Source organism: Pseudomonas sp. V88_4 (genome assembly GCF_029967985.1).
GTDB classification, from domain to species: domain Bacteria; phylum Pseudomonadota; class Gammaproteobacteria; order Pseudomonadales; family Pseudomonadaceae; genus Aquipseudomonas; species Aquipseudomonas glycinae.
Genome location: NZ_JASCAF010000006.1, coordinates 26,143 through 43,920, shown reverse-complemented (window position 1 = coordinate 43,920; position 17,778 = coordinate 26,143). Strand labels below are relative to the sequence as shown.

The following is a 17,778-nucleotide window of genomic DNA, read 5'->3' as shown; positions in this document are numbered from 1 at the left end:
GCCCTCTCCCTCCGGGAGAGGGCTGGGGTGAGGGCGGGCAGGCGACTCGGTGTTAATGAGCCCCCGCCGCTTTGTTCAAATCACTCTCAGCCCACTCGGTATAGACGCAAGCATCCGCCGTCGCCCAACGCACTCGAACCGGATCCCCAGCCTTCAACGGCATCCCCGCCGCCGACAACGCCTTCACCGTCATCGAAGTCCCGCCCGAAGTCACCACGCTGCAAGTCTGGCTCTCGCCCAGAAACAGCACCTCGACCACCTTCGCCGAAACCTCGTTCCAGCCCGCCGCCAACGGCTCACTCGCCGCCTGCTGCACACTCAACGCCAACGCCTTTTCCGGACGCACCATCAGCAACACATCCTGCCCGGTCTGCAATCCTGCGGTGAGACGGATCGACAGCGACTGCCCCTCAAAACTCGCCGCCGCATTGCCCTGCGCCTTGAGCTTGAGAAAGTTCGAGTTACCCAGAAACGACGCCACAAATGCATTCGGCGGATTCTGATAAAGGTCGTAACCGCTGCCGAGCCCGACAATCTTGCCGTGACTGAAAATCGCGATGCGCTGGGACAGGCGCATGGCTTCTTCCTGATCGTGGGTTACATAGACGATGGTGATGCCGAGGCGACGGTGCAGCTGGCGCAATTCATCCTGCAGGTCTTCACGCAGTTTCTTGTCCAGCGCCCCGAGAGGCTCGTCCATCAGCAGAATGCGTGGCTCGTAAACCAGCGCCCGTGCAATGGCGACCCGTTGCTGCTGGCCGCCGGACAGTTGCGAAGGACGGCGATGGGCGAATTGTTCGAGCTGCACCAGTTTCAGCATCGCATCGACGCGTTTGTCCCGCTCGGCGGCAGCGAGTTTGCGGATCGCCAGCGGAAACGCGATGTTGTCGCGCACCGACAGATGCGGGAACAGCGAATAACGCTGGAACACCATGCCGATGTCGCGCTTGTGCGGCGGCACGTTCACCAGGGACTGGCCGTTGACCAGGATCTCGCCGCTGCTCGGCGTTTCGAAACCGGCGAGCATCGACAGCGTGGTGCTTTTGCCCGAGCCGCTGGAGCCGAGGAAGGTCAGGAATTCACCGTCCTTGATGTCCAGCGAGATGTTGTCCACGGCGGCGAAATCGCCGTAGTGCTTGTTCAGGTTACGCAGGCTGACCAGGGGTTTGTCGTTCTGCTGGGATGCGTCTTTGATCACGGCACTCATGTCGTACTCCTGGGCGCTCAGGCGCTGATTTCGTTGCGCCGGCGCAGGGCGGCGGCGATCACCATGACCAATACCGACAGACCGATCAGCAGCGTCGAGGCGACGGCGATCACCGGTGTCAGGTCTTGGCGCAGGGTGGTCCACATTTTCACGGGAAGGGTTTGCAGGGTCGGGCTGGCCATCATCACGCTGAGCACCACTTCGTCCCACGAAACCAGAAAGGCGAAGAGGGCGCCGGCCACCATTCCCGGGCGGATCGCCGGGAAGGTCACCTTGAACACCGCTTGCAGGCGTGACGCACCGCAGATCACCGCCGCATCTTCAATCGACTGATCGAACAGCTTCAGCGAGTTGATGATCGAGATGATGGTGAACGGCAGCGCGACGATCACATGGCTGACGACGAAAGCGAACATCGTCCCGGTGTAGCCGAGCTTGAGGAACAGCGCGTACACCGCCACGGCGATGATCACCAGCGGCACGATCATCGGCAGGGTGAACAGGCCGTAGAGCATTTCCCGGCCGGGGAAGCGCCCGCGCACCAGCGCAAAGGCAGTCGGTAAACCCAAGGCGACGGCGCAGATCGTGGTCAGCACCGCGACCTTGAGGCTGGCCAGTGCTGCGCTCATCCAGTCGGCGTTGGAGAAAAACTGCACGTACCATTTCATGGTCCAGCCCGGTGGCGGGAACACCAGCCACTGGGACGAACCGAACGACAGCAGAACGATGAACACGATCGGCAACAGCAGGAACAGGCCGATCAGTCCGGTGGTGAAATACAGGCCGAAGCGCATCCGGCGACTCATGGCATTGGGCGTCAGGAGCATGTCGGCTTACCTCGCGTGACTGGCGCCAACCGGGGATTCCGGCTGCAGCTTCAGGTAGACATAGAACAGCACCAGCGTGATGACGATCAGCAACGCGGCGCCGGCGCTGGCCAGGCCCCAGTTGAGGAACGACTGCACCTGCTGAATGATGAATTCCGGCAGCATCATGTTCTGCGCCCCGCCCAGCAGCGCCGGGGTGACGTAGTAACCGAGCGACATCACGAACACCATCAAGCCGCCGGACGCCAGACCCGGCCGGCACAGCGGCAGGAACACCCTGAAAAAGTTGGTCCAGGGACTGGCGCCACAAATCGAACCGGCCTGCAGGATCATCGGGTCGATGGCCTGCATGGTCGCCTGCAACGGCAGCACGATGAACGGGATCATGATGTAGCTCATGCCGATCACCACGCCGGTCAGGTTGTGCACCATTTCCAGCGGCTGATCGATGATGCCCATCGCCATCAGGGCTTTATTGATGACACCCGAAGCCTGCAACAGCACCAGCCACGAATAGGTGCGGGCGAGGAGGCTGGTCCACATCGACAGCAGCACGATGTTGAGGATCCAGCGGCCCCAGCCACGCGGCACCAACGTGATCGCCCAGGCCAGCGGAAAGCCCAGCAGCAGACTGAACACCGTCACCAGTCCCGCCACTGAAAAGGTGTTGAACAGCACCCGGGCGTACGCCGAGTTGGCGAACAGTTGTTCATAGTTGCCAAGGCCAGGCACCGGTTCCAGCACGCCGCGCAGCAACAAGCCAATCAGCGGGGCGAGAAAGAACAGGCCGAGGAACAACAGCGCCGGCGCGAGGTTGCCGGCGCCGCGCCAGCGTTGCTTGAGGGACGGGGCTTGCGCCATTGCACTCGCCTTGCCGGATGCCAGGCCGGCAGCGCTTGCAGCGCTCCCGGTGGCAGTGGAGGGACGGGACGCGGTGGCCGCCATTTTCATTTGACCAGCCATTCGTTCCACCGTGTCGCGATGGCCGGACCGTTCTTGGCCCAGTACGCGAAATCAAGAGTGATCTGATCCTTAGCGTAGGCAGTCGGCAGATTCGGGGCCAGCGTCGAATCCAGACGCTGCACACTGTCGACGTTGACCGGGGCGTAGGCGGTCAGGTTGGAGAAGTCGGCCTGGCCCTTCGCGCTACTGGCGCTGGCCAGAAACTTCATCGCCGCGTCCTTGTTTTTCGAGCCCTTTGGCACGACCAGAATGTCGGCCATGACCAGGTTCTGTTTCCAGCTCACGCCGACCGGTGCGCCGTCTTCCTGCAGGGCGTGGATCCGGCCGTTCCAGAACTGGCCCATGCTCGCTTCACCGGAGGCTAGCAGTTGCTGCGACTGCGCGCCACCGCCCCACCAGACGATGTCTTTCTTGATGGTGTCGAGTTTCTTGAAGGCGCGATCCAGATCCAGCGGGTAGAGCTTGTCGGCCGGCACGCCGTCGGCGAGCAGGGCGAGCTCAAGCACGCCGGGACTTGGCCATTTGTACAGGGCGCGTTTGCCGGGGAAGGTCTTGGTGTCGAACAGTGCGCTCCAGTCCTGCGGCTTGTTGGCGCCGAGTTTGCCCTCGTTGTAGCCGAGAACGAAGGAGAAGAAGAACGAGCCGACGCCGTAGTCGCTGACGAAACGCGGGTCGATCTTGTCGCGCTGGATCTGTTTGAAATCGAGGGGTTCGAGCAGACCTTCGGAGGCGGCGCGCAGAGCGAAGTCGGCTTCGACGTCGACCACATCCCATTGCACGTTGCCGCTTTCGACCATGGCCTTGAGTTTGCCGTAGTCGGTCGGGCCGTCCTGCACGACGGTGATGCCGCTGGCCTTGCTGAACGGATCGGCCCAGGCCTGTTTCTGCGCATCCTGGGTGCTACCGCCCCAGCTGACAAAGTTCACACTCTCGGCGGCCATCGCGGCCTGGCCGGTCACGCTCAGCAGTCCCGCAAGAAAGATCGCGGTTGCAGCTTTGTTCAACACCATTTTTACGCCCTCATTGTTGTGTTTTTGAGCGGGCTTGCGTTGTTGCCCGCCTGTCGGGAGCAGTAGCTGGACGGTTTTTCAGGTCGTCCGGTCTATGGAATATCATATTATGGTATTCCAAACTTTGTGCAAGCACTTTGCCGTACCGGCTATCTGGCAAACGGGGTTATTCGGTGAAGGGAATGCTCTCGACCACTTCCAGATCGTAGCCGGTCAAACCGGCGTATTTCAGCGGCGGGCCCAAGTGGCGCAGCTTGCCCACGCCCAGGTTCTGCAGAATCTGCGCCCCGGTGCCGACCTCCGAATAGATCCGCGATTGCGAGCGACTGAACTGTCGAGGCGGCTGAGTCAGTTGCGGAATGCGCTCCAGCAGCGCCTGGGACGACTCATGATTGGCCAGCACCACGACCACGCCATGCCCTTCGGCCGCGACCCGTTGCAGCGCTGCCCACAACGTCCAGTTCGTCGGCCCGCTGTACTCGGCGCCGACCAGATCGCGCAGCGGATCGATCACATGCACGCGCACCAGCGTCGGCTCCTCACGGCGCAATTCGCCCATGACCATCGCCATGTGCACGCCGCCCTCGATGCGATCTTCGAAAGTGATCAAACGAAAGGTGCCATGCACCGTCGGCAACTCACGTTCACCGATACGCTCGATAGTGTGTTCGGTGCTCAGGCGATAGTGGATCAGGTCGGCGATGGTGCCGATCTTGATCCCGTGCTGGCGCGCAAAGACTTCCAGGTCCGGGCGGCGGGCCATGGTGCCGTCGTCGTTCATCACTTCGACGATCACCGAGGCCGGCGTAAAGCCCGCGAGCCGCGCCAGATCACAACCGGCTTCGGTGTGGCCGGCGCGGGTCAACACGCCACCTTCCTTGGCGCGCAACGGAAAGATATGGCCGGGCTGCACCAGGTCTTCAGCGCGAGCGTTCGGCGCCACCGCAGCGGCCACCGTACAAGCGCGGTCGGCAGCAGAAATGCCGGTAGTCACGCCGACCGCCGCTTCGATGGAAACCGTGAATGCGGTACTGAACACGCTGCCATTGCTCGGCACCATCTGCTCCAGCCCCAGACGCTGACAATGATCGTCAGTCAGCGTCAGACAGATCAGCCCCCGAGCCTCACGGGCCATGAAACTGATCGCCTCGGGCGTGCAACGGTCGGCGGCCAGCAGCAGGTCACCTTCGTTTTCCCGGTCTTCGTCATCGACCAGCAACACCATTTTGCCGAGGCGATAATCTTCGATGATTTCTTCGATGCTGTTGAAGGCCATGATGGACTCTCGATGTGGATGAAATTCGTGGTATACCATAATACAAAATCAACCAAGAGGTCACTATGAAGGCGTACTGGATTGCACACGTGGACATCACCGATCCCGATCACTACAGCCAATACACCCAGCGCGCGCCGAAAGCGTTCGCCGAGTTTGGCGCGAGGTTTTTAGCCAGAGGCGGGCGCAGCGAAGCGATGGAAGGCCGGACGACGCCACAGCGTAGCGTGGTGATCGAGTTCGACAGCTACGAGCAGGCGGTGGCGTGCTACCGCTCGGCGGCGTATCAGGAAGCGAAAAGCTATCGCGAGGAGTGGGCGAGGGCGGAGATTGTTATTGTGGAAGGGATGGTGCCTTAAGCAGTACGGGCAGGACGATCAACGCATGAAATGAATCTTGCCGCTGTCGTCATTGCCCATGTACATGCCATACACCCCGGCCTGGCGTTCCTCGATGTAGCGTTCGAGGATCTGCCGGATGGCCGGGTAGTAGATCTGCTCCCACGGGATGTCTTCGGGGGCGAAGAATTTGCAGTCCTGGGTTTCCGGGCCGTACTGGCCGGTGATTTCCAGCGCGAGGGCGCGGAAGATGATGTAGACCTCGCTGATCTTCGGCACGCTGAAGATCGAATACGGCGAAACGATTTCCGCGCGCACGCCGCTTTCTTCCCAGACTTCGCGCAGGGCCGCCTGCTCGGTGGTTTCGCCGCTTTCCATGAAACCGGCGGGCAGGGTCCAGGTGCCGGGGCGAGGGGGGATCGCCCGCTGGCACAAGAGGTATTTGCCGTCCTGCTCGATGATGCAGCCGGCAATGATTTTCGGGTTCACATAGTGGATGTAGCCGCAGCCGCGGCACATCAGGCGCTCGTGCGTATCGCCCGGCGGCACTTGCTGACCGAGGTCAGCGCCACCGCATTTCGGGCAAAAGCTCGGGCTGAACATGTCAGTGACCTATGCGCGGTTCTTTCAGCGCGATGGGCAGGGTGATTGGCGGTGTGTCGCCGGTCTCTTCCTGTTTGCGCTTGAGGTAATCGAGAGCGACGGCAGCCGCAGCGCGCACGTGATCGACGCACGCCTGATGCGCCGCCAGCGGATCGCCGCTCTTGATCGCCTCGACCATTTTTTCCATCTCTTGATTGCTGGAGCCGCGACGGTTTTCCTGGGACACCGATGTTGCGCGCAAGTAGCTGATACGCGCCTGCAACTGACGCAACTGAGTGGCTGCGACATGGTTGCCGGAGCCTTCCAGCAGCACGTCGTAGAAACCCTGCACCGAATCGATTACCTGTTGCAGTTCGCCGTCCTTGAGCGCCTTGCGGTTTTCGTCGAGGGCTTTTTCCAGGGCCTTGATGTCCTTGGCCTTGGCGCGCAGGGTGAACAGCTGGACGATCAGGCCTTCGAGCACGCAGCGCAGTTCATAGATGTCGACGGCATCGGCGAGGGTAATGATCGCCACGCGCGGGCCCTTGGCGTCGGCGAACTCCACCAGGCCTTCGGATTCCAGGTGACGCAAGGCTTCACGCACCGACGTACGGCTCACGCCCAGGCGATCGCACAGATCGCGCTCCACCAGGCGATCGCCCGGCAGCAACTGGAAGTTCATGATGGCGCTTCGCAGTTTATCCAGCACGATTTCGCGCAGGGTGACGGGGTTGCGATTGACCTTGAAGCTGTCGTCGAGTGGCAGGCGTTTCATGGGGTCCGCTCTTTAAGGTGGCTGTCCATGCCAGACGGGCATCAAAACAGCCGAGGGGTTAACTGGAGGCCTCGGCGTCGGCTTCGGCGAAGGCTTCACGGGCGAGCCGGAAACTGTCCACGGCTGCCGGGACGCCGCAATAAATACCGACCTGAAGCAGAATTTCGCGTATTTGCTCACGACTCAGGCCGTTACGCAAGGCGCCGCGCACATGCAGTTTCAGTTCGTGCGGGCGGTTGAGCGCCGAGATCATCGCCAGGTTGATCATGCTGCGCTCCTTGAGCGACAGACCCTCGCGTCCCCAGACGTGGCCCCAGCAGTATTCGGTGACCATTTCCTGCAGCGGGCGGGTGAAGTCGTCGGCGTTCTCGATCGAGCGCTGCACATAGGCTTCGCCCAGCACCTGGGTGCGGATCTTCAGGCCCTTTTCATACTTCTCGTTGTTCATCATTTCCCCTCACACCACAAATCCCCTTGTGGGAGCTGGCTTGCCAGCGATGACGGCATCACATTCGACATCTATGCTGGCTGATCCACCGCCATCGCTGGCAAGCCAGCTCCCACAGGGTTTTGCATTGTTCCGTCAGGCCAGGGTCGGCAACGCGCCGAGCTTGCCCTTGTGATAGATCATCGGCGTCACCGGTTGCGCCGGCAGGATCAGGTTCTTCACCGCGCCGACGATGATCGCGTGATCGCCGCCGTCGTATTCGCGCCACAGTTCGCACTCGATGATCGCCGTGGCTTTGGCGAGGATCGGATTACCCAGTTCGCTCAAATGCCACTCGATGCCGTTGGCCTTGTCCTTGCCTTTACCGGCGAAGGCGTAGGCCTCGGCGGTCTGGTCGGCGGACAGCAAATGGATCGCGAACTTCTTGCTGTCGCGCAGCACCGGGTAGGTGTCGGAGGCGTAGTTGGGGCAGAACAGCACCAGCGCCGGATCAATCGACAGCGCACTGAAGGCGCTGGCGGTGATCCCGACAATGCCGCCGTCCGGGTCGAGGGTGGTGACCACCGTGACCCCGGACGGGAACGAGCTCATGACGTCTTTGTAAATGCCGGGTTCGATCATGTCGCGGGACTCCTAACGCATCACAAACGGATCAGGCATCGGTGCCTGGGAGAGGTTGATCCACACCGTTTTCAGTTCGGTGTAGGCCAGCACCGAATCGATGCCGCTTTCGCGTCCATAGCCACTGTTCTTGAAGCCGCCGATCGGTGCCATGGCCGACACCGCGCGGTAGGTGTTGACCCAGATGATCCCCGAACGCACGTCCCGGGCCAGGCGATGGGCGCGGCCCAGATCGCGGGTCCAGATGCCGGCGGCGAGGCCGAACTGCGAGTCGTTGGCAATCGCCAGAGCTTCGGCCTCGTCCTTGAAACGGATCACCGAGGCGACCGGACCAAAGACTTCTTCCTGCATGATCTTCATCGAATTGCGGTCGCACTCGAAAAGCGTCGGTTCATAGAACCAACCGTCACCGACGCCACTCGGACGCTTGCCACCCAGACGCAGGCGCGCGCCTTCAGCAATTGCATCAGCCACCAGACCCTCAACCACCGCCAGTTGCTGCGCGGTAGCCATCGGGCCCATTTCGCTGCTGTCGTCCTGCGGGTTGCCGATGCGGATGCGCTGGGCGCGCTCCACCAGTCGGCTGACGAACTCGTCGTAGATTTCGTCCTGCACCAGCAGTCGCGAACCTGATACACAGCTCTGCCCGGATGCGGCATAGATCCCGGCGATGGCGCCGTTGATCGCGCTGTCGAGGTCGGCGTCGGCGAAGATGATGTTCGGCGACTTGCCGCCCAGTTCCAGCGACAGCTTGGCGAAGTTCTCGGCGCTGCTGCGCACCACGTGCCGGGCCGTGGCCGCGCCGCCGGTGAAGGCGATCTTGCGGACCAGCGGATGACGGGTGAGGGCGGCGCCAGTGCTCGGGCCGTAGCCAGTGACGACGTTGACCACGCCTGGTGGAATCCCGGCTTCGAGGGCCAGGCGCGCCAGTTCCAGAATGGTCGCCGAGGCGTGTTCGGACGGCTTGATCACAATGGTGTTGCCGGCAGCCAGCGCGGGCGCCAGTTTGATCGCGGTCAGGTAAAGCGGGCTGTTCCAGGGAATGATCGCGGCGACCACGCCCATGGCTTCGTGCACGGTGTAGGCGAACAGATCGGGTTTATCCAGCGGCAGGGTGCCGCCTTCGAGCTTGTCGGCGAGGCCGGCGGTGTAGTGGAAAAACTCCGGCAGATAACCGACCTGACCCCGGGTTTCGCGGATCAGCTTGCCGTTGTCGCGGCTTTCCAGCTGCGCCAGTTGTTCCTTGTTTTCGGCGATCAGGTCACCGAGCCGACGCAGCAGTTTGCCACGCGCGGTTGCGGTCAAACCACGCCACGCCTGGCTGTCGAAGGCGGTCTGCGCGGCTTGCACGGCGCGCTCGACGTCGGCTTCGTCAGCGTCGGGCAATTCAGCCCAGGGTTCGGCGAGCGCCGGGTTGAGGCTTTCGAACGTCTTGCCGGAGAGGGCGTCGACCCATTCTCCGCCGATGCACATCTGGAAGCGTGCGAGCGTCATGCAACGATCCCCTTTATATGGTTTTGTCGGGCGTGTGCGGTGTCGAGAAATTCCAGCAGCGTCTGGTTCACCAGCCGTGGCGACTCTACCGGCATCATATGCCGTTGCTCGGGCAGCACGGCAACCTTCGCACCGGGAATGCGCGCGGCCAATTGCTCGGCCATTTCCGGGGTCGATCCGGGGTCCAGCTCGCCGGTGGCGATCAGCGTCGGCGCCTGGATGCTGCCCAGGTCGTCGGCGCGGTACATGTCCTGGGTGGCAAACAGTTCATAGGTGGTCAGGTAACCCTGCGGATCATTGCCGGCCAGGGTCTGGCGGATCGCAGCGATCTGCGCCGGGTTGGCCGCCTGATATTCACGGCTGAACCAGCGCGACAGTGCCGCTTCGGCATTCGCGTCCGGCCCATGTTCCGCTGCTTGTGCGGTACGGGCGATGACCCCGGCGCGCTGCTCTTCGCTGCGGTTGAACACGCTGTTGAGCACCACCAGGCTTTTCAGGCGTTCCGGGTAATGCAGGGCAAACGCCCGCGCCACCAGACCGCCCATGGAAAAGCCGATCACCGACGCCTCGGGCAATTGCAGGTGGTCGAGCAACTCCAGCAACTGATCGGCATAGCCGAGCAGGGCGGTGCCGCTGGCCGGTCGCGGGCTGGCGCCATGGCCGAGCATGTCGTAGGCGATCACCCGGTATTGCGTGGCCAGGCCGACGATCTGGCCGCCCCACATTTCTTTGTTCAAGCCCACGCCGTGGATCAACACCACGGGTTGGCCAACGCCTGTCGCCAGATAACTGGTGCCGGCCGGGGTGAGTTCAGCGGTGAGCCGAATCATGGAGCGCTCCTGCAATGCCTTCTTATTGTGATTACTGGGCTTTTTCGGCGGCCAGTTCTTCCAGATCGATGTAGCGGTTGCCGATGCGTGGGTGCAGGCGACCACCGTCGGCGCAACCGAGCACCACGACGATTTCGTCGGCGCGCGGGGCGTCTTCGATCTGCATTTCCAGGGTGATGTAGTGCGAGCGCAGGCCTTCGTCATCCTTGTGCATCATCGGAATCTGGATCGAAGTGCCCGGACCGCCACGCTTGTTGGTGAAGCTCAGGTAGCTCTTGGCCTTGACCGCTTCACGGTAGTGATTGCCGAAGCGCAGGGTGTGGATCACCGCCGACGCGTGCTCGATTTCGCCATCGGCGCCGACCACCGCGGCTTTGCCGTAGGCCTCGATCTTCTCGGCGCCACCGATGATGCCAACCAGACGCTCGACCATCATCGCGCCGAGATCCGAGCAATTGGCGCGGATCTGCGGCTTGAGGTCTTCGACAAAGCCATTGCCGACCCACGGGTTCTTCATCACGACGGCCAGGCCGACCATGGTCACCGGGGTGTCGGACGCCTTGCCGCCTTCGATGAAGGTCTCTTCGACATAGCTGACGATCTTGCGGATTTCGAAACTCATGAGCTGCTCCGTAGGGGATAAAGAGTGTCTGTGCGTCTGATGGTATACCATAATACCGATCGTGCAAGTCCCCCTCGCAAGATTCCCTGCCATCAGTCGGACGAATGCCTGCGCATTCAGCCGCCGCCGTAGTCCCTTTCGGTTAACAAAAGATAACGTTGCGCCGATTGTCAGACGTTTCGAATGCCCGATAGGATGAGCCAGCTTCCGAAGGGGCTCTGGATAGCGGGTTTCAGGACTATGCTTGTGACCAGGCAGTCACCGTGAGCACCCTTGCGGCGCCCTTAAGGTCCATGACCAACAATAATAAACAGGGGAAGGTCTATGAGTCGTTGCCGCCCGCCGGCGTTACGCAACACCGCGTTGCTGGCCACAGCACTCTCTCTGCTGGGCTTTGCCACATTGTCGGCGCCGGTTCTCGCCGCCGAAGCGCCCGCCGACGTGGTCTATGCCACCGAATCGGCCAAGGCCTCGAAAAGCCTGATGCTCGATGTCGTTCACGCCGGAACCCGGCTGGTGGCGGTCGGGGATCGCGGGCACATTCTCTATTCCGACGATCAGGGCAAGACCTGGACCCAGGCCAAGGTGCCGAGTCGCCAGTTGCTGACGGCCGTGTATTTCGTCGATGACAAGCACGGCTGGGCCGTCGGCCACGACGCACAGATCCTCGCCAGCGAAGACGGCGGCCTGACCTGGACCAAACAGTTCGAAGACCTCAAGCGCGAATCGCCGCTGCTCGACGTCTGGTTCAAGGACCTCAACAGCGGCCTCGCTGTGGGGGCCTACGGCGCGCTGCTGGAAACCACCGACGGCGGCAAGCACTGGGAAGACGTCAGCGATCGCCTCGACAACGAAGACCAGTTCCACCTCAACGCCATCGCTTCGGTAAAAGACGCCGGCCTGTTCATCGTCGGCGAGTCGGGCAGCATGTTCCGCTCCGCCGACGGGGGCCAGACCTGGGAAAAACTCGAAGGTCCGTACGAAGGGTCGCTGTTTGGCGTGATCGGCACGGCGCAACCGCAAACCCTGCTGGTCTACGGCCTGCGCGGCAATCTTTACCGCTCCACCGATTTCGGCAGCACGTGGGAGCAGGTCGAGCTGAAAGCCGCGCGCGGTTCGCTGGAGTTCGGCCTGTCCGGCGCCACGCTGCTCGAGGATGGCTCCATCGTCATCGTCGGCAACGGCGGTTCGGTGGTCAGCAGCAGTGACAACGGTGAAACCTTCAGCGTGTTCAACCGTCCGGATCGCATCTCGCTGTCGTCGGTCACCGCCGCCGGCAACGGCAATCTGATCCTGAGCGGGCAGGGTGGCGTCCGGGTCACTTCGCCGAACGGCGCCGAGCTGGGCAAATGAGCCGAATCAATAATAAGAAGGCGGGGCTATGACTTCCTTGAGCACTCATCATCAGGACAAGGCGACGTTTCTCGAGCGCCTGATCTTCAACAACCGCCCGGCAGTGATCGTGATCTGCCTGCTGGTCAGCATTTTCCTGTTCTGGCAGGCCACGCTGATCCGCCCGTCCACCAGTTTCGAAAAGATGATCCCGCTCAAGCATCCGTTCATTGAAAAGATGATGGAGCACCGCAACGATCTGGCGAACCTGGGCAACACCGTGCGCATTTCGGTGGAAGCGAAGGACGGCGACATCTTCTCCAAGGAGTACATGGAGACCCTGCGTCAGATCAACGACGAGGTGTTCTACATTTCCGGCGTCGACCGTTCCGGCCTCAAGTCGCTGTGGAGCCCGAGCGTGCGCTGGACCGAAGTGACCGAGGAAGGTTTTGCCGGCGGCGAAGTGATCCCGCAGAGCTACAACGGCTCCCAGGACAGCCTCGACCTGCTGCGCAACAACGTGCTCAAGTCCGGTCAGGTCGGGCGTCTGGTGGCCAACGACTTCAAGTCGAGCATCGTCGACATCCCGCTGCTGGAGTCCTACCCGGACCCGCAGGACCAGGGCAAGCTGCTGGCGCTGGACTACCGCAAGTTCTCCCATGAGCTCGAAGACAAGATCCGCAACAAGTTCGAAGCGCAGAACCCCAACGTCAAGATCCACATCGTCGGTTTCGCCAAGAAGGTTGGCGACCTGATCGACGGTCTGGTGATGGTGGTGATGTTCTTCGGCATCGCCTTCGTCATCACCCTGATTCTGCTGCTGTGGTTCACCAACTGCCTGCGCAGCACCGTGGCGGTGTTGAGCACCACGCTGGTGGCGGTGGTCTGGCAATTGGGGTTGATGCACTTCTTCGGGTTCGGCCTCGATCCGTATTCGATGCTGGTGCCGTTCCTGATCTTCGCCATCGGCATTTCCCACGGCGTGCAGAAAATCAACGGGATCGCCCTGCAATCCGGCGAGGCGGACAACGCCCTGACCGCCGCGCGGCGCACGTTCCGGCAACTGTTCCTGCCGGGAATGATCGCGATTCTGGCGGACGCCGTCGGCTTCATCACGCTGCTGATCATCGACATCGGTGTGATCCGCGAATTGGCCATCGGGGCTTCCATCGGCGTGGCGGTGATCGTGTTCACCAACCTGATCCTGCTGCCGGTGGCGATTTCCTATGTCGGCATCAGCAAGCGCGCCATCGCCAAGAGCAAGAAGGACGCGCACCGCGAACATCCGTTCTGGCGCCTGCTGTCGAACTTTGCCAATCCGAAAGTCGCCCCGATTTCCATCGCTCTGGCGCTGGTCGCCTTTGGTGGTGGCCTCTGGTACAGCCAGAACCTGAAGATCGGCGACCTCGACCAGGGTGCGCCGGAACTGCGTCCGGATTCGCGCTACAACAAGGACAACAACTTCATCATCAGCAACTACTCGACCAGTTCCGACGTGCTGGTGGTGATGGTCAAGACCAAGTCCGAAGGTTGCTCGCGCTATGAAGCCATGGCGCCGATCGACGAGCTGATGTGGAAGATGCAGAACACCGAGGGCGTGCAGTCGGCGATCTCGCTGGTGACCGTGTCCAAGCAGATGATCAAGGGCATGAACGAGGGCAACCTGAAATGGGAAACCCTGTCGCGCAACCCGGACGTGCTGAACAACTCCATCGCCCGGGCCGATGGTCTGTACAACAACAGTTGCTCGCTGGCGCCGGTGCTGGTGTTCCTCAACGACCACAAGGCCGAAACCCTCGACCGCGCAGTGCATGCGGTGCAGGACTTCGCCAAGGAAAACAACAAGGAAGGCCTGGAATTCATCCTCGCGGCCGGTAACGCCGGGATCGAAGCGGCCACCAACGAGGTGATCAAGAAGTCCGAGCTGACCATCCTGATCCTGGTGTACATCTGCGTGGCGGTCATGTGCATGATCACCTTCCGCTCGTGGGCGGCGACCCTGTGCATCGTGCTGCCGCTGGTGTTGACCTCGGTGCTGGGCAACGCGCTGATGGCGTTCATGGGCATCGGCGTTAAGGTGGCGACGCTGCCGGTGGTGGCGCTGGGCGTGGGCATCGGCGTGGACTACGGCATCTACATCTACAGCCGCCTGGAAAGTTTCCTGCGTGCCGGCCTGCCGTTGCAGGAAGCCTATTACCAGACCCTCAAATCCACCGGTAAAGCGGTGCTGTTCACCGGTCTGTGCCTGGCCATCGGCGTGTGCACCTGGATCTTCTCGGCGATCAAGTTCCAGGCCGACATGGGCCTGATGCTGACCTTCATGCTGCTGTGGAACATGTTCGGTGCGCTGTGGCTGCTGCCGGCACTGGCGAAGTTCCTGATCAAGCCGGAGAAACTGGCGGGGCAGAAGGGTAATTCTCTGTTTGCTCACTGATCCATTTGGCTGAAATGAAAAAGCCGCAACCTTAGGGTTGCGGCTTTTTTATGGGGCAAGATCAAAAGCCCCCTCACCCTAGCCCTCTCCCAAAGGGAGAGGGGACTGACCGAGTTGTACTTCGTCAAACATCGACCTGAAAAACCGAGTCGATTATGGATTCAAAGCAGATCGTTCAAGTCGGTGTATCTCTTCAATATCCCCCAATCGGTTCCCTCTCCCCCTGGGAGAGGGTTAGGGTGAGGGCAAGCGGTCTCAAGGCTTAAGAGAGTTCAGTGCCAAGCACGACGCTAAGCGCACTGCGCGCATCATCCAGCTGCACCAACGTCGCATGCCGCGCCCCCAGCGCATCCCGATTCTCGATCGCGGTCAGAATCGCCTTGTGCCGAGGCAATGCCAGCTCATGCAGATTCGGCCGCTGATTCGAATGCTTCAACGCCTCGGCAATCGCCACCGCAAGCATGTTGCACAGGTTAGCCAGCAAGTCGTTGTGGGTCGCGTCAGCAATCCGGCTATGGAAATCCAGATCTGGTTGCAGCAAGGCTTCCGGGGTCGGTGCGGCTTCCATGCGCTGGTAAGCCTCGGCAATCGATGCGATATCGGCATCGGTCGCATGCTGGGCGGCGAGGGCGGCGGCGGCCGGTTCGATGATGCTGCGCACGCTGGTCAGGACATTGAAGAACTCGTTCTGCGGGCTGCTTTGCATCAGCCAGTGCAGTACGTCCGGGTCGAGCATGTGCCATTCGCGGCGTGGCTTGACCACGGTGCCGACGCGCGGCTTCGAATACACCAGGCCCTTGGCGACCAGCACCCGGGTGGCTTCGCGCAACACCGGCCGGCTGACCGCGTACTCCTCGCAGAGCAAGGCTTCGGCGGGCAGTTTGTCGCAGGGCAGAAAGCGTCCGGAAACAATCTGCATGCCCAGTTCCTGGACGATGCGCGAGTGCATGCTTTTACGGTCGGAAGGTTTGCGGTAATCCATGGGGAGTGGCGCGATCCTGAGCGATGGAGATGCCGCGCATCATAGCAGGCACGACACAATCTTGAGGTGGATACACAGAGCAAATGTGGGAGCTGGCTTGCCAGCGATGGCGGAGTGTCAGTCAACATGAATGTCAGCTTGCAGACCGTAATCGCTGGCAAGCCAGCTCCCACAGGGGCGGCGGTGTCAGTGCGAGTGGCGCGGCACTTCAGCTCCTCGGCAACCGACGAGGAAGTCGAAATCGCAACCCTGATCCGCCTGCAGCACATGGTCGATGTACAACTGACGATACCCACCGACCAACAGCAGCTGCGGCGGTTGCAGATCCGCCATCCGCGCCGCCAGTTCAGCGTCCGGAATATCCAGATGCAGACGCCCGCTGGCACAGTCCAGCTCGATCCAGTCACCTTCTTTCACCGCCGCCAAAGGCCCGCCGGCCGCCGCTTCCGGAGCAACGTGCAAGACAACGGTGCCGTAAGCGGTGCCGCTCATCCGTGCATCGGAGATGCGCACCATGTCGGTCACGCCCTGTGCCAGCAGCTTGGCCGGCAACCCCATGTTGCCGACTTCGGCCATGCCCGGATAACCCTTCGGCCCGCAATTCTTCATCACCAGAATCGAGTCTGCATCGACGTCCAGTTCCGGATCGTTGATCCGCGCCTTGTACATGTCGAAGTTCTCGAAAACGACGGCGCGGCCACGGTGCTGCATCAGTTCCGGCGTGGCGGCTGACGGCTTGAGTACCGCGCCCAGTGGCGCCAAGTTGCCGCGCAATACGCAGATCCCGCCGTCAGCGCGGATCGGGTTGTCGAGGGTGCGGATCACTTCGTCCTCGCCATAGATCGGTGCGTCCTTGGTGTTCTCGCCGATGGATTTTCCGTTAACGGTCAGCGCGTTCGGGTTGGGAATCAGATTGGCCTCGCCAAGACGCCGCAGTACGGCCGGCAGGCCGCCCGCGTAGTAGAACTCTTCCATCAGGAAACGCCCGGACGGCTGCAGGTCGACGATGGTCGGCATGCCACGGCCGATGCGGGTCCAGTCATCCAGATCCAGCTCGACACCGATGCGCCCGGCGATGGCTTTGAGATGGATCACCGCGTTGGTCGAACCGCCAATGGCTGCGTTGACCCGGATCGCGTTTTCGAAGGCTTCCTTGGTCAGGATCTTCGACAGCTTCAAGTCTTCACGCACCATCTCCACCGCACGCATGCCGGACATGTGCGCCAGCACATAACGCCGCGCATCCACCGCCGGAATCGCCGCGTTGTGCGGCAGGGAAGTGCCGAGTGCTTCGGCCATGCAGGCCATGGTCGACGCGGTGCCCATGGTGTTGCAGGTACCGGCGGAGCGGGACATGCCGCCCTCGGCCGCAAGGAAATCGTCAATCGTGATGGTGCCGGCCTTGACCTGTTCGCTGAGCTGCCAGACCACGGTGCCGGAGCCGATGTCCTTGCCCTTGTGCTTGCCGTTGAGCATCGGCCCGCCGGTGACGACGATCGCCGGCACGTCGCAACTGGCTGCGCCCATCAGCAGGGCCGGGGTGGTCTTGTCGCAACCGGTCAGCAGCACCACGCCGTCAATCGGGTTGCCGCGAATCGCTTCCTCGACGTCCATGCTCGCCAGATTGCGGGTGAGCATGGCAGTCGGGCGCAGGTTCGATTCGCCATTGGAGAACACCGGGAATTCCACCGGAAAGCCACCGGCCTCGATCACCCCACGTTTGACGTGCTCCGCGATCTGGCGGAAGTGCGCGTTGCACGGGGTCAGTTCCGACCAGGTGTTGCAGATGCCGATGATCGGCTTGCCGTGGAACTGATGGTCGGCGATGCCCTGATTCTTCATCCAGCTGCGGTACATGAAGCCGTTCTTGTCGGCCGTGCCAAACCATTGGGCGGAGCGCAGGGTGGGTTTCTTATCAGACATGATCGATTCTCTTATTGTAAGACTATTGTTTGCGAGCTTCGGCTAAACATAAGCGCAAAATCGCTGCTTTGGAAGTGTTGTTGCGTAATTAGTATTACTATATAGTCGTTTTCG

The 17,778-nt window shown here is 61.6% G+C and carries 17 protein-coding genes; 3 read left to right on the top strand and 14 right to left on the bottom strand.

Annotated elements, in window-relative coordinates; translation table 11 throughout:
* Positions 1-52: 52 nt before the first annotated feature.
* From QLG12_RS06330 to ribBA, 5 genes are all read right to left on the bottom strand, one after another.
* On the bottom strand, positions 53-1,207 hold the full coding sequence (locus QLG12_RS06330; RefSeq protein WP_207983019.1) for an ABC transporter ATP-binding protein: 1,155 nt from the start codon (positions 1,205-1,207) through the stop codon (positions 53-55).
* Between the two features lie 17 nt (positions 1,208-1,224).
* Complete coding sequence (locus tag QLG12_RS06325) at positions 1,225-2,034, bottom strand: ABC transporter permease (protein WP_197868055.1); 810 nt, start codon at positions 2,032-2,034, stop codon at positions 1,225-1,227.
* 6 nt (positions 2,035-2,040) lie between these two features.
* Positions 2,041-2,985: an ABC transporter permease gene (locus tag QLG12_RS06320; RefSeq protein ID WP_064380433.1), complete on the bottom strand. Its 945-nt coding sequence runs from the start codon at positions 2,983-2,985 to the stop codon at positions 2,041-2,043.
* Entirely contained in the window at positions 2,982-4,007 is a 1,026-nt protein-coding gene (locus QLG12_RS06315; RefSeq protein ID WP_085703580.1) for an ABC transporter substrate-binding protein, read from the bottom strand. Before QLG12_RS06315 ends, QLG12_RS06320 begins: the two co-directional genes overlap by 4 nt.
* Positions 4,008-4,173: 166 nt before the next feature.
* The gene (ribBA, locus tag QLG12_RS06310) at positions 4,174-5,283 is read right to left on the bottom strand and encodes a bifunctional 3,4-dihydroxy-2-butanone-4-phosphate synthase/GTP cyclohydrolase II (RefSeq protein ID WP_197868054.1); all 1,110 of its coding nucleotides are present in this window, start codon (positions 5,281-5,283) and stop codon (positions 4,174-4,176) included.
* Positions 5,284-5,348: 65 nt separating this feature from the next.
* Here ribBA and QLG12_RS06305 point away from each other — a divergent pair, with 65 nt between their 5' ends.
* Positions 5,349-5,642: a DUF1330 domain-containing protein gene (locus QLG12_RS06305; protein ID WP_011334617.1), complete on the top strand. Its 294-nt coding sequence runs from the start codon at positions 5,349-5,351 to the stop codon at positions 5,640-5,642.
* A gap of 18 nt (positions 5,643-5,660) precedes the next feature.
* Here the strand turns inward: QLG12_RS06305 and QLG12_RS06300 are convergent, their stop codons facing one another.
* From QLG12_RS06300 to QLG12_RS06270, 7 genes are all read right to left on the bottom strand, one after another.
* Positions 5,661-6,224 (bottom strand): NUDIX hydrolase, encoded by a 564-nt coding sequence (locus tag QLG12_RS06300; protein ID WP_085711336.1) that lies wholly within the window; start codon positions 6,222-6,224, stop codon positions 5,661-5,663.
* Position 6,225: 1 nt separating this feature from the next.
* Entirely contained in the window at positions 6,226-6,978 is a 753-nt protein-coding gene (locus tag QLG12_RS06295) for a GntR family transcriptional regulator (RefSeq protein ID WP_282474141.1), read from the bottom strand.
* Between the two features lie 58 nt (positions 6,979-7,036).
* Complete coding sequence (locus QLG12_RS06290) at positions 7,037-7,426, bottom strand: carboxymuconolactone decarboxylase family protein (protein WP_065259878.1); 390 nt, start codon at positions 7,424-7,426, stop codon at positions 7,037-7,039.
* A gap of 135 nt (positions 7,427-7,561) precedes the next feature.
* On the bottom strand, positions 7,562-8,047 hold the full coding sequence (locus QLG12_RS06285) for a flavin reductase family protein (RefSeq protein ID WP_197868051.1): 486 nt from the start codon (positions 8,045-8,047) through the stop codon (positions 7,562-7,564).
* A 12-nt stretch (positions 8,048-8,059) separates the two neighbouring features.
* Entirely contained in the window at positions 8,060-9,541 is a 1,482-nt protein-coding gene (locus QLG12_RS06280; protein ID WP_282474140.1) for an aldehyde dehydrogenase, read from the bottom strand.
* Positions 9,538-10,371, bottom strand: a complete 834-nt coding sequence (locus QLG12_RS06275) for an alpha/beta fold hydrolase (RefSeq protein WP_039766874.1) — start codon at positions 10,369-10,371, stop codon at positions 9,538-9,540. Before QLG12_RS06275 ends, QLG12_RS06280 begins: the two co-directional genes overlap by 4 nt.
* Positions 10,372-10,402: 31 nt before the next feature.
* Positions 10,403-10,993, bottom strand: coding sequence for an amino acid synthesis family protein (locus tag QLG12_RS06270; RefSeq protein ID WP_007957412.1), 591 nt, complete (start codon positions 10,991-10,993; stop codon positions 10,403-10,405).
* Positions 10,994-11,317: 324 nt separating this feature from the next.
* On the opposite strand from QLG12_RS06270, the gene QLG12_RS06265 reads away from it, so the two are divergent.
* Together QLG12_RS06265 and QLG12_RS06260 are read left to right on the top strand one after the other, a co-directional pair.
* Positions 11,318-12,346, top strand: a complete 1,029-nt coding sequence (locus QLG12_RS06265) for a YCF48-related protein (RefSeq protein WP_064380420.1) — start codon at positions 11,318-11,320, stop codon at positions 12,344-12,346.
* A gap of 28 nt (positions 12,347-12,374) precedes the next feature.
* Positions 12,375-14,759: an RND family transporter gene (locus QLG12_RS06260; RefSeq protein WP_236195428.1), complete on the top strand. Its 2,385-nt coding sequence runs from the start codon at positions 12,375-12,377 to the stop codon at positions 14,757-14,759.
* 262 nt (positions 14,760-15,021) lie between these two features.
* Here QLG12_RS06260 and QLG12_RS06255 read toward each other — a convergent pair whose 3' ends face one another.
* Complete coding sequence (locus tag QLG12_RS06255; RefSeq protein ID WP_039766869.1) at positions 15,022-15,741, bottom strand: FadR/GntR family transcriptional regulator; 720 nt, start codon at positions 15,739-15,741, stop codon at positions 15,022-15,024.
* A 186-nt stretch (positions 15,742-15,927) separates the two neighbouring features.
* Positions 15,928-17,664 (bottom strand): IlvD/Edd family dehydratase, encoded by a 1,737-nt coding sequence (locus QLG12_RS06250; RefSeq protein WP_282474139.1) that lies wholly within the window; start codon positions 17,662-17,664, stop codon positions 15,928-15,930.
* Positions 17,665-17,778: the final 114 nt, after the last annotated feature.

Coding starts and splice junctions, on each gene's coding strand:
- QLG12_RS06330 (WP_207983019.1), bottom strand. CDS start 1,207: ATGAGTGCCGTGATCAAAGACGCATCCCAGCAGAACGACAAACCCCTG.
- QLG12_RS06325 (WP_197868055.1), bottom strand. CDS start 2,034: ATGCTCCTGACGCCCAATGCCATGAGTCGCCGGATGCGCTTCGGCCTG.
- QLG12_RS06320 (WP_064380433.1), bottom strand. CDS start 2,985: ATGAAAATGGCGGCCACCGCGTCCCGTCCCTCCACTGCCACCGGGAGC.
- QLG12_RS06315 (WP_085703580.1), bottom strand. CDS start 4,007: ATGGTGTTGAACAAAGCTGCAACCGCGATCTTTCTTGCGGGACTGCTG.
- ribBA (WP_197868054.1), bottom strand. CDS start 5,283: ATGGCCTTCAACAGCATCGAAGAAATCATCGAAGATTATCGCCTCGGC.
- QLG12_RS06305 (WP_011334617.1), top strand. CDS start 5,349: ATGAAGGCGTACTGGATTGCACACGTGGACATCACCGATCCCGATCAC.
- QLG12_RS06300 (WP_085711336.1), bottom strand. CDS start 6,224: ATGTTCAGCCCGAGCTTTTGCCCGAAATGCGGTGGCGCTGACCTCGGT.
- QLG12_RS06295 (WP_282474141.1), bottom strand. CDS start 6,978: ATGAAACGCCTGCCACTCGACGACAGCTTCAAGGTCAATCGCAACCCC.
- QLG12_RS06290 (WP_065259878.1), bottom strand. CDS start 7,426: ATGAACAACGAGAAGTATGAAAAGGGCCTGAAGATCCGCACCCAGGTG.
- QLG12_RS06285 (WP_197868051.1), bottom strand. CDS start 8,047: ATGATCGAACCCGGCATTTACAAAGACGTCATGAGCTCGTTCCCGTCC.
- QLG12_RS06280 (WP_282474140.1), bottom strand. CDS start 9,541: ATGACGCTCGCACGCTTCCAGATGTGCATCGGCGGAGAATGGGTCGAC.
- QLG12_RS06275 (WP_039766874.1), bottom strand. CDS start 10,371: ATGATTCGGCTCACCGCTGAACTCACCCCGGCCGGCACCAGTTATCTG.
- QLG12_RS06270 (WP_007957412.1), bottom strand. CDS start 10,993: ATGAGTTTCGAAATCCGCAAGATCGTCAGCTATGTCGAAGAGACCTTC.
- QLG12_RS06265 (WP_064380420.1), top strand. CDS start 11,318: ATGAGTCGTTGCCGCCCGCCGGCGTTACGCAACACCGCGTTGCTGGCC.
- QLG12_RS06260 (WP_236195428.1), top strand. CDS start 12,375: ATGACTTCCTTGAGCACTCATCATCAGGACAAGGCGACGTTTCTCGAG.
- QLG12_RS06255 (WP_039766869.1), bottom strand. CDS start 15,741: ATGGATTACCGCAAACCTTCCGACCGTAAAAGCATGCACTCGCGCATC.
- QLG12_RS06250 (WP_282474139.1), bottom strand. CDS start 17,664: ATGTCTGATAAGAAACCCACCCTGCGCTCCGCCCAATGGTTTGGCACG.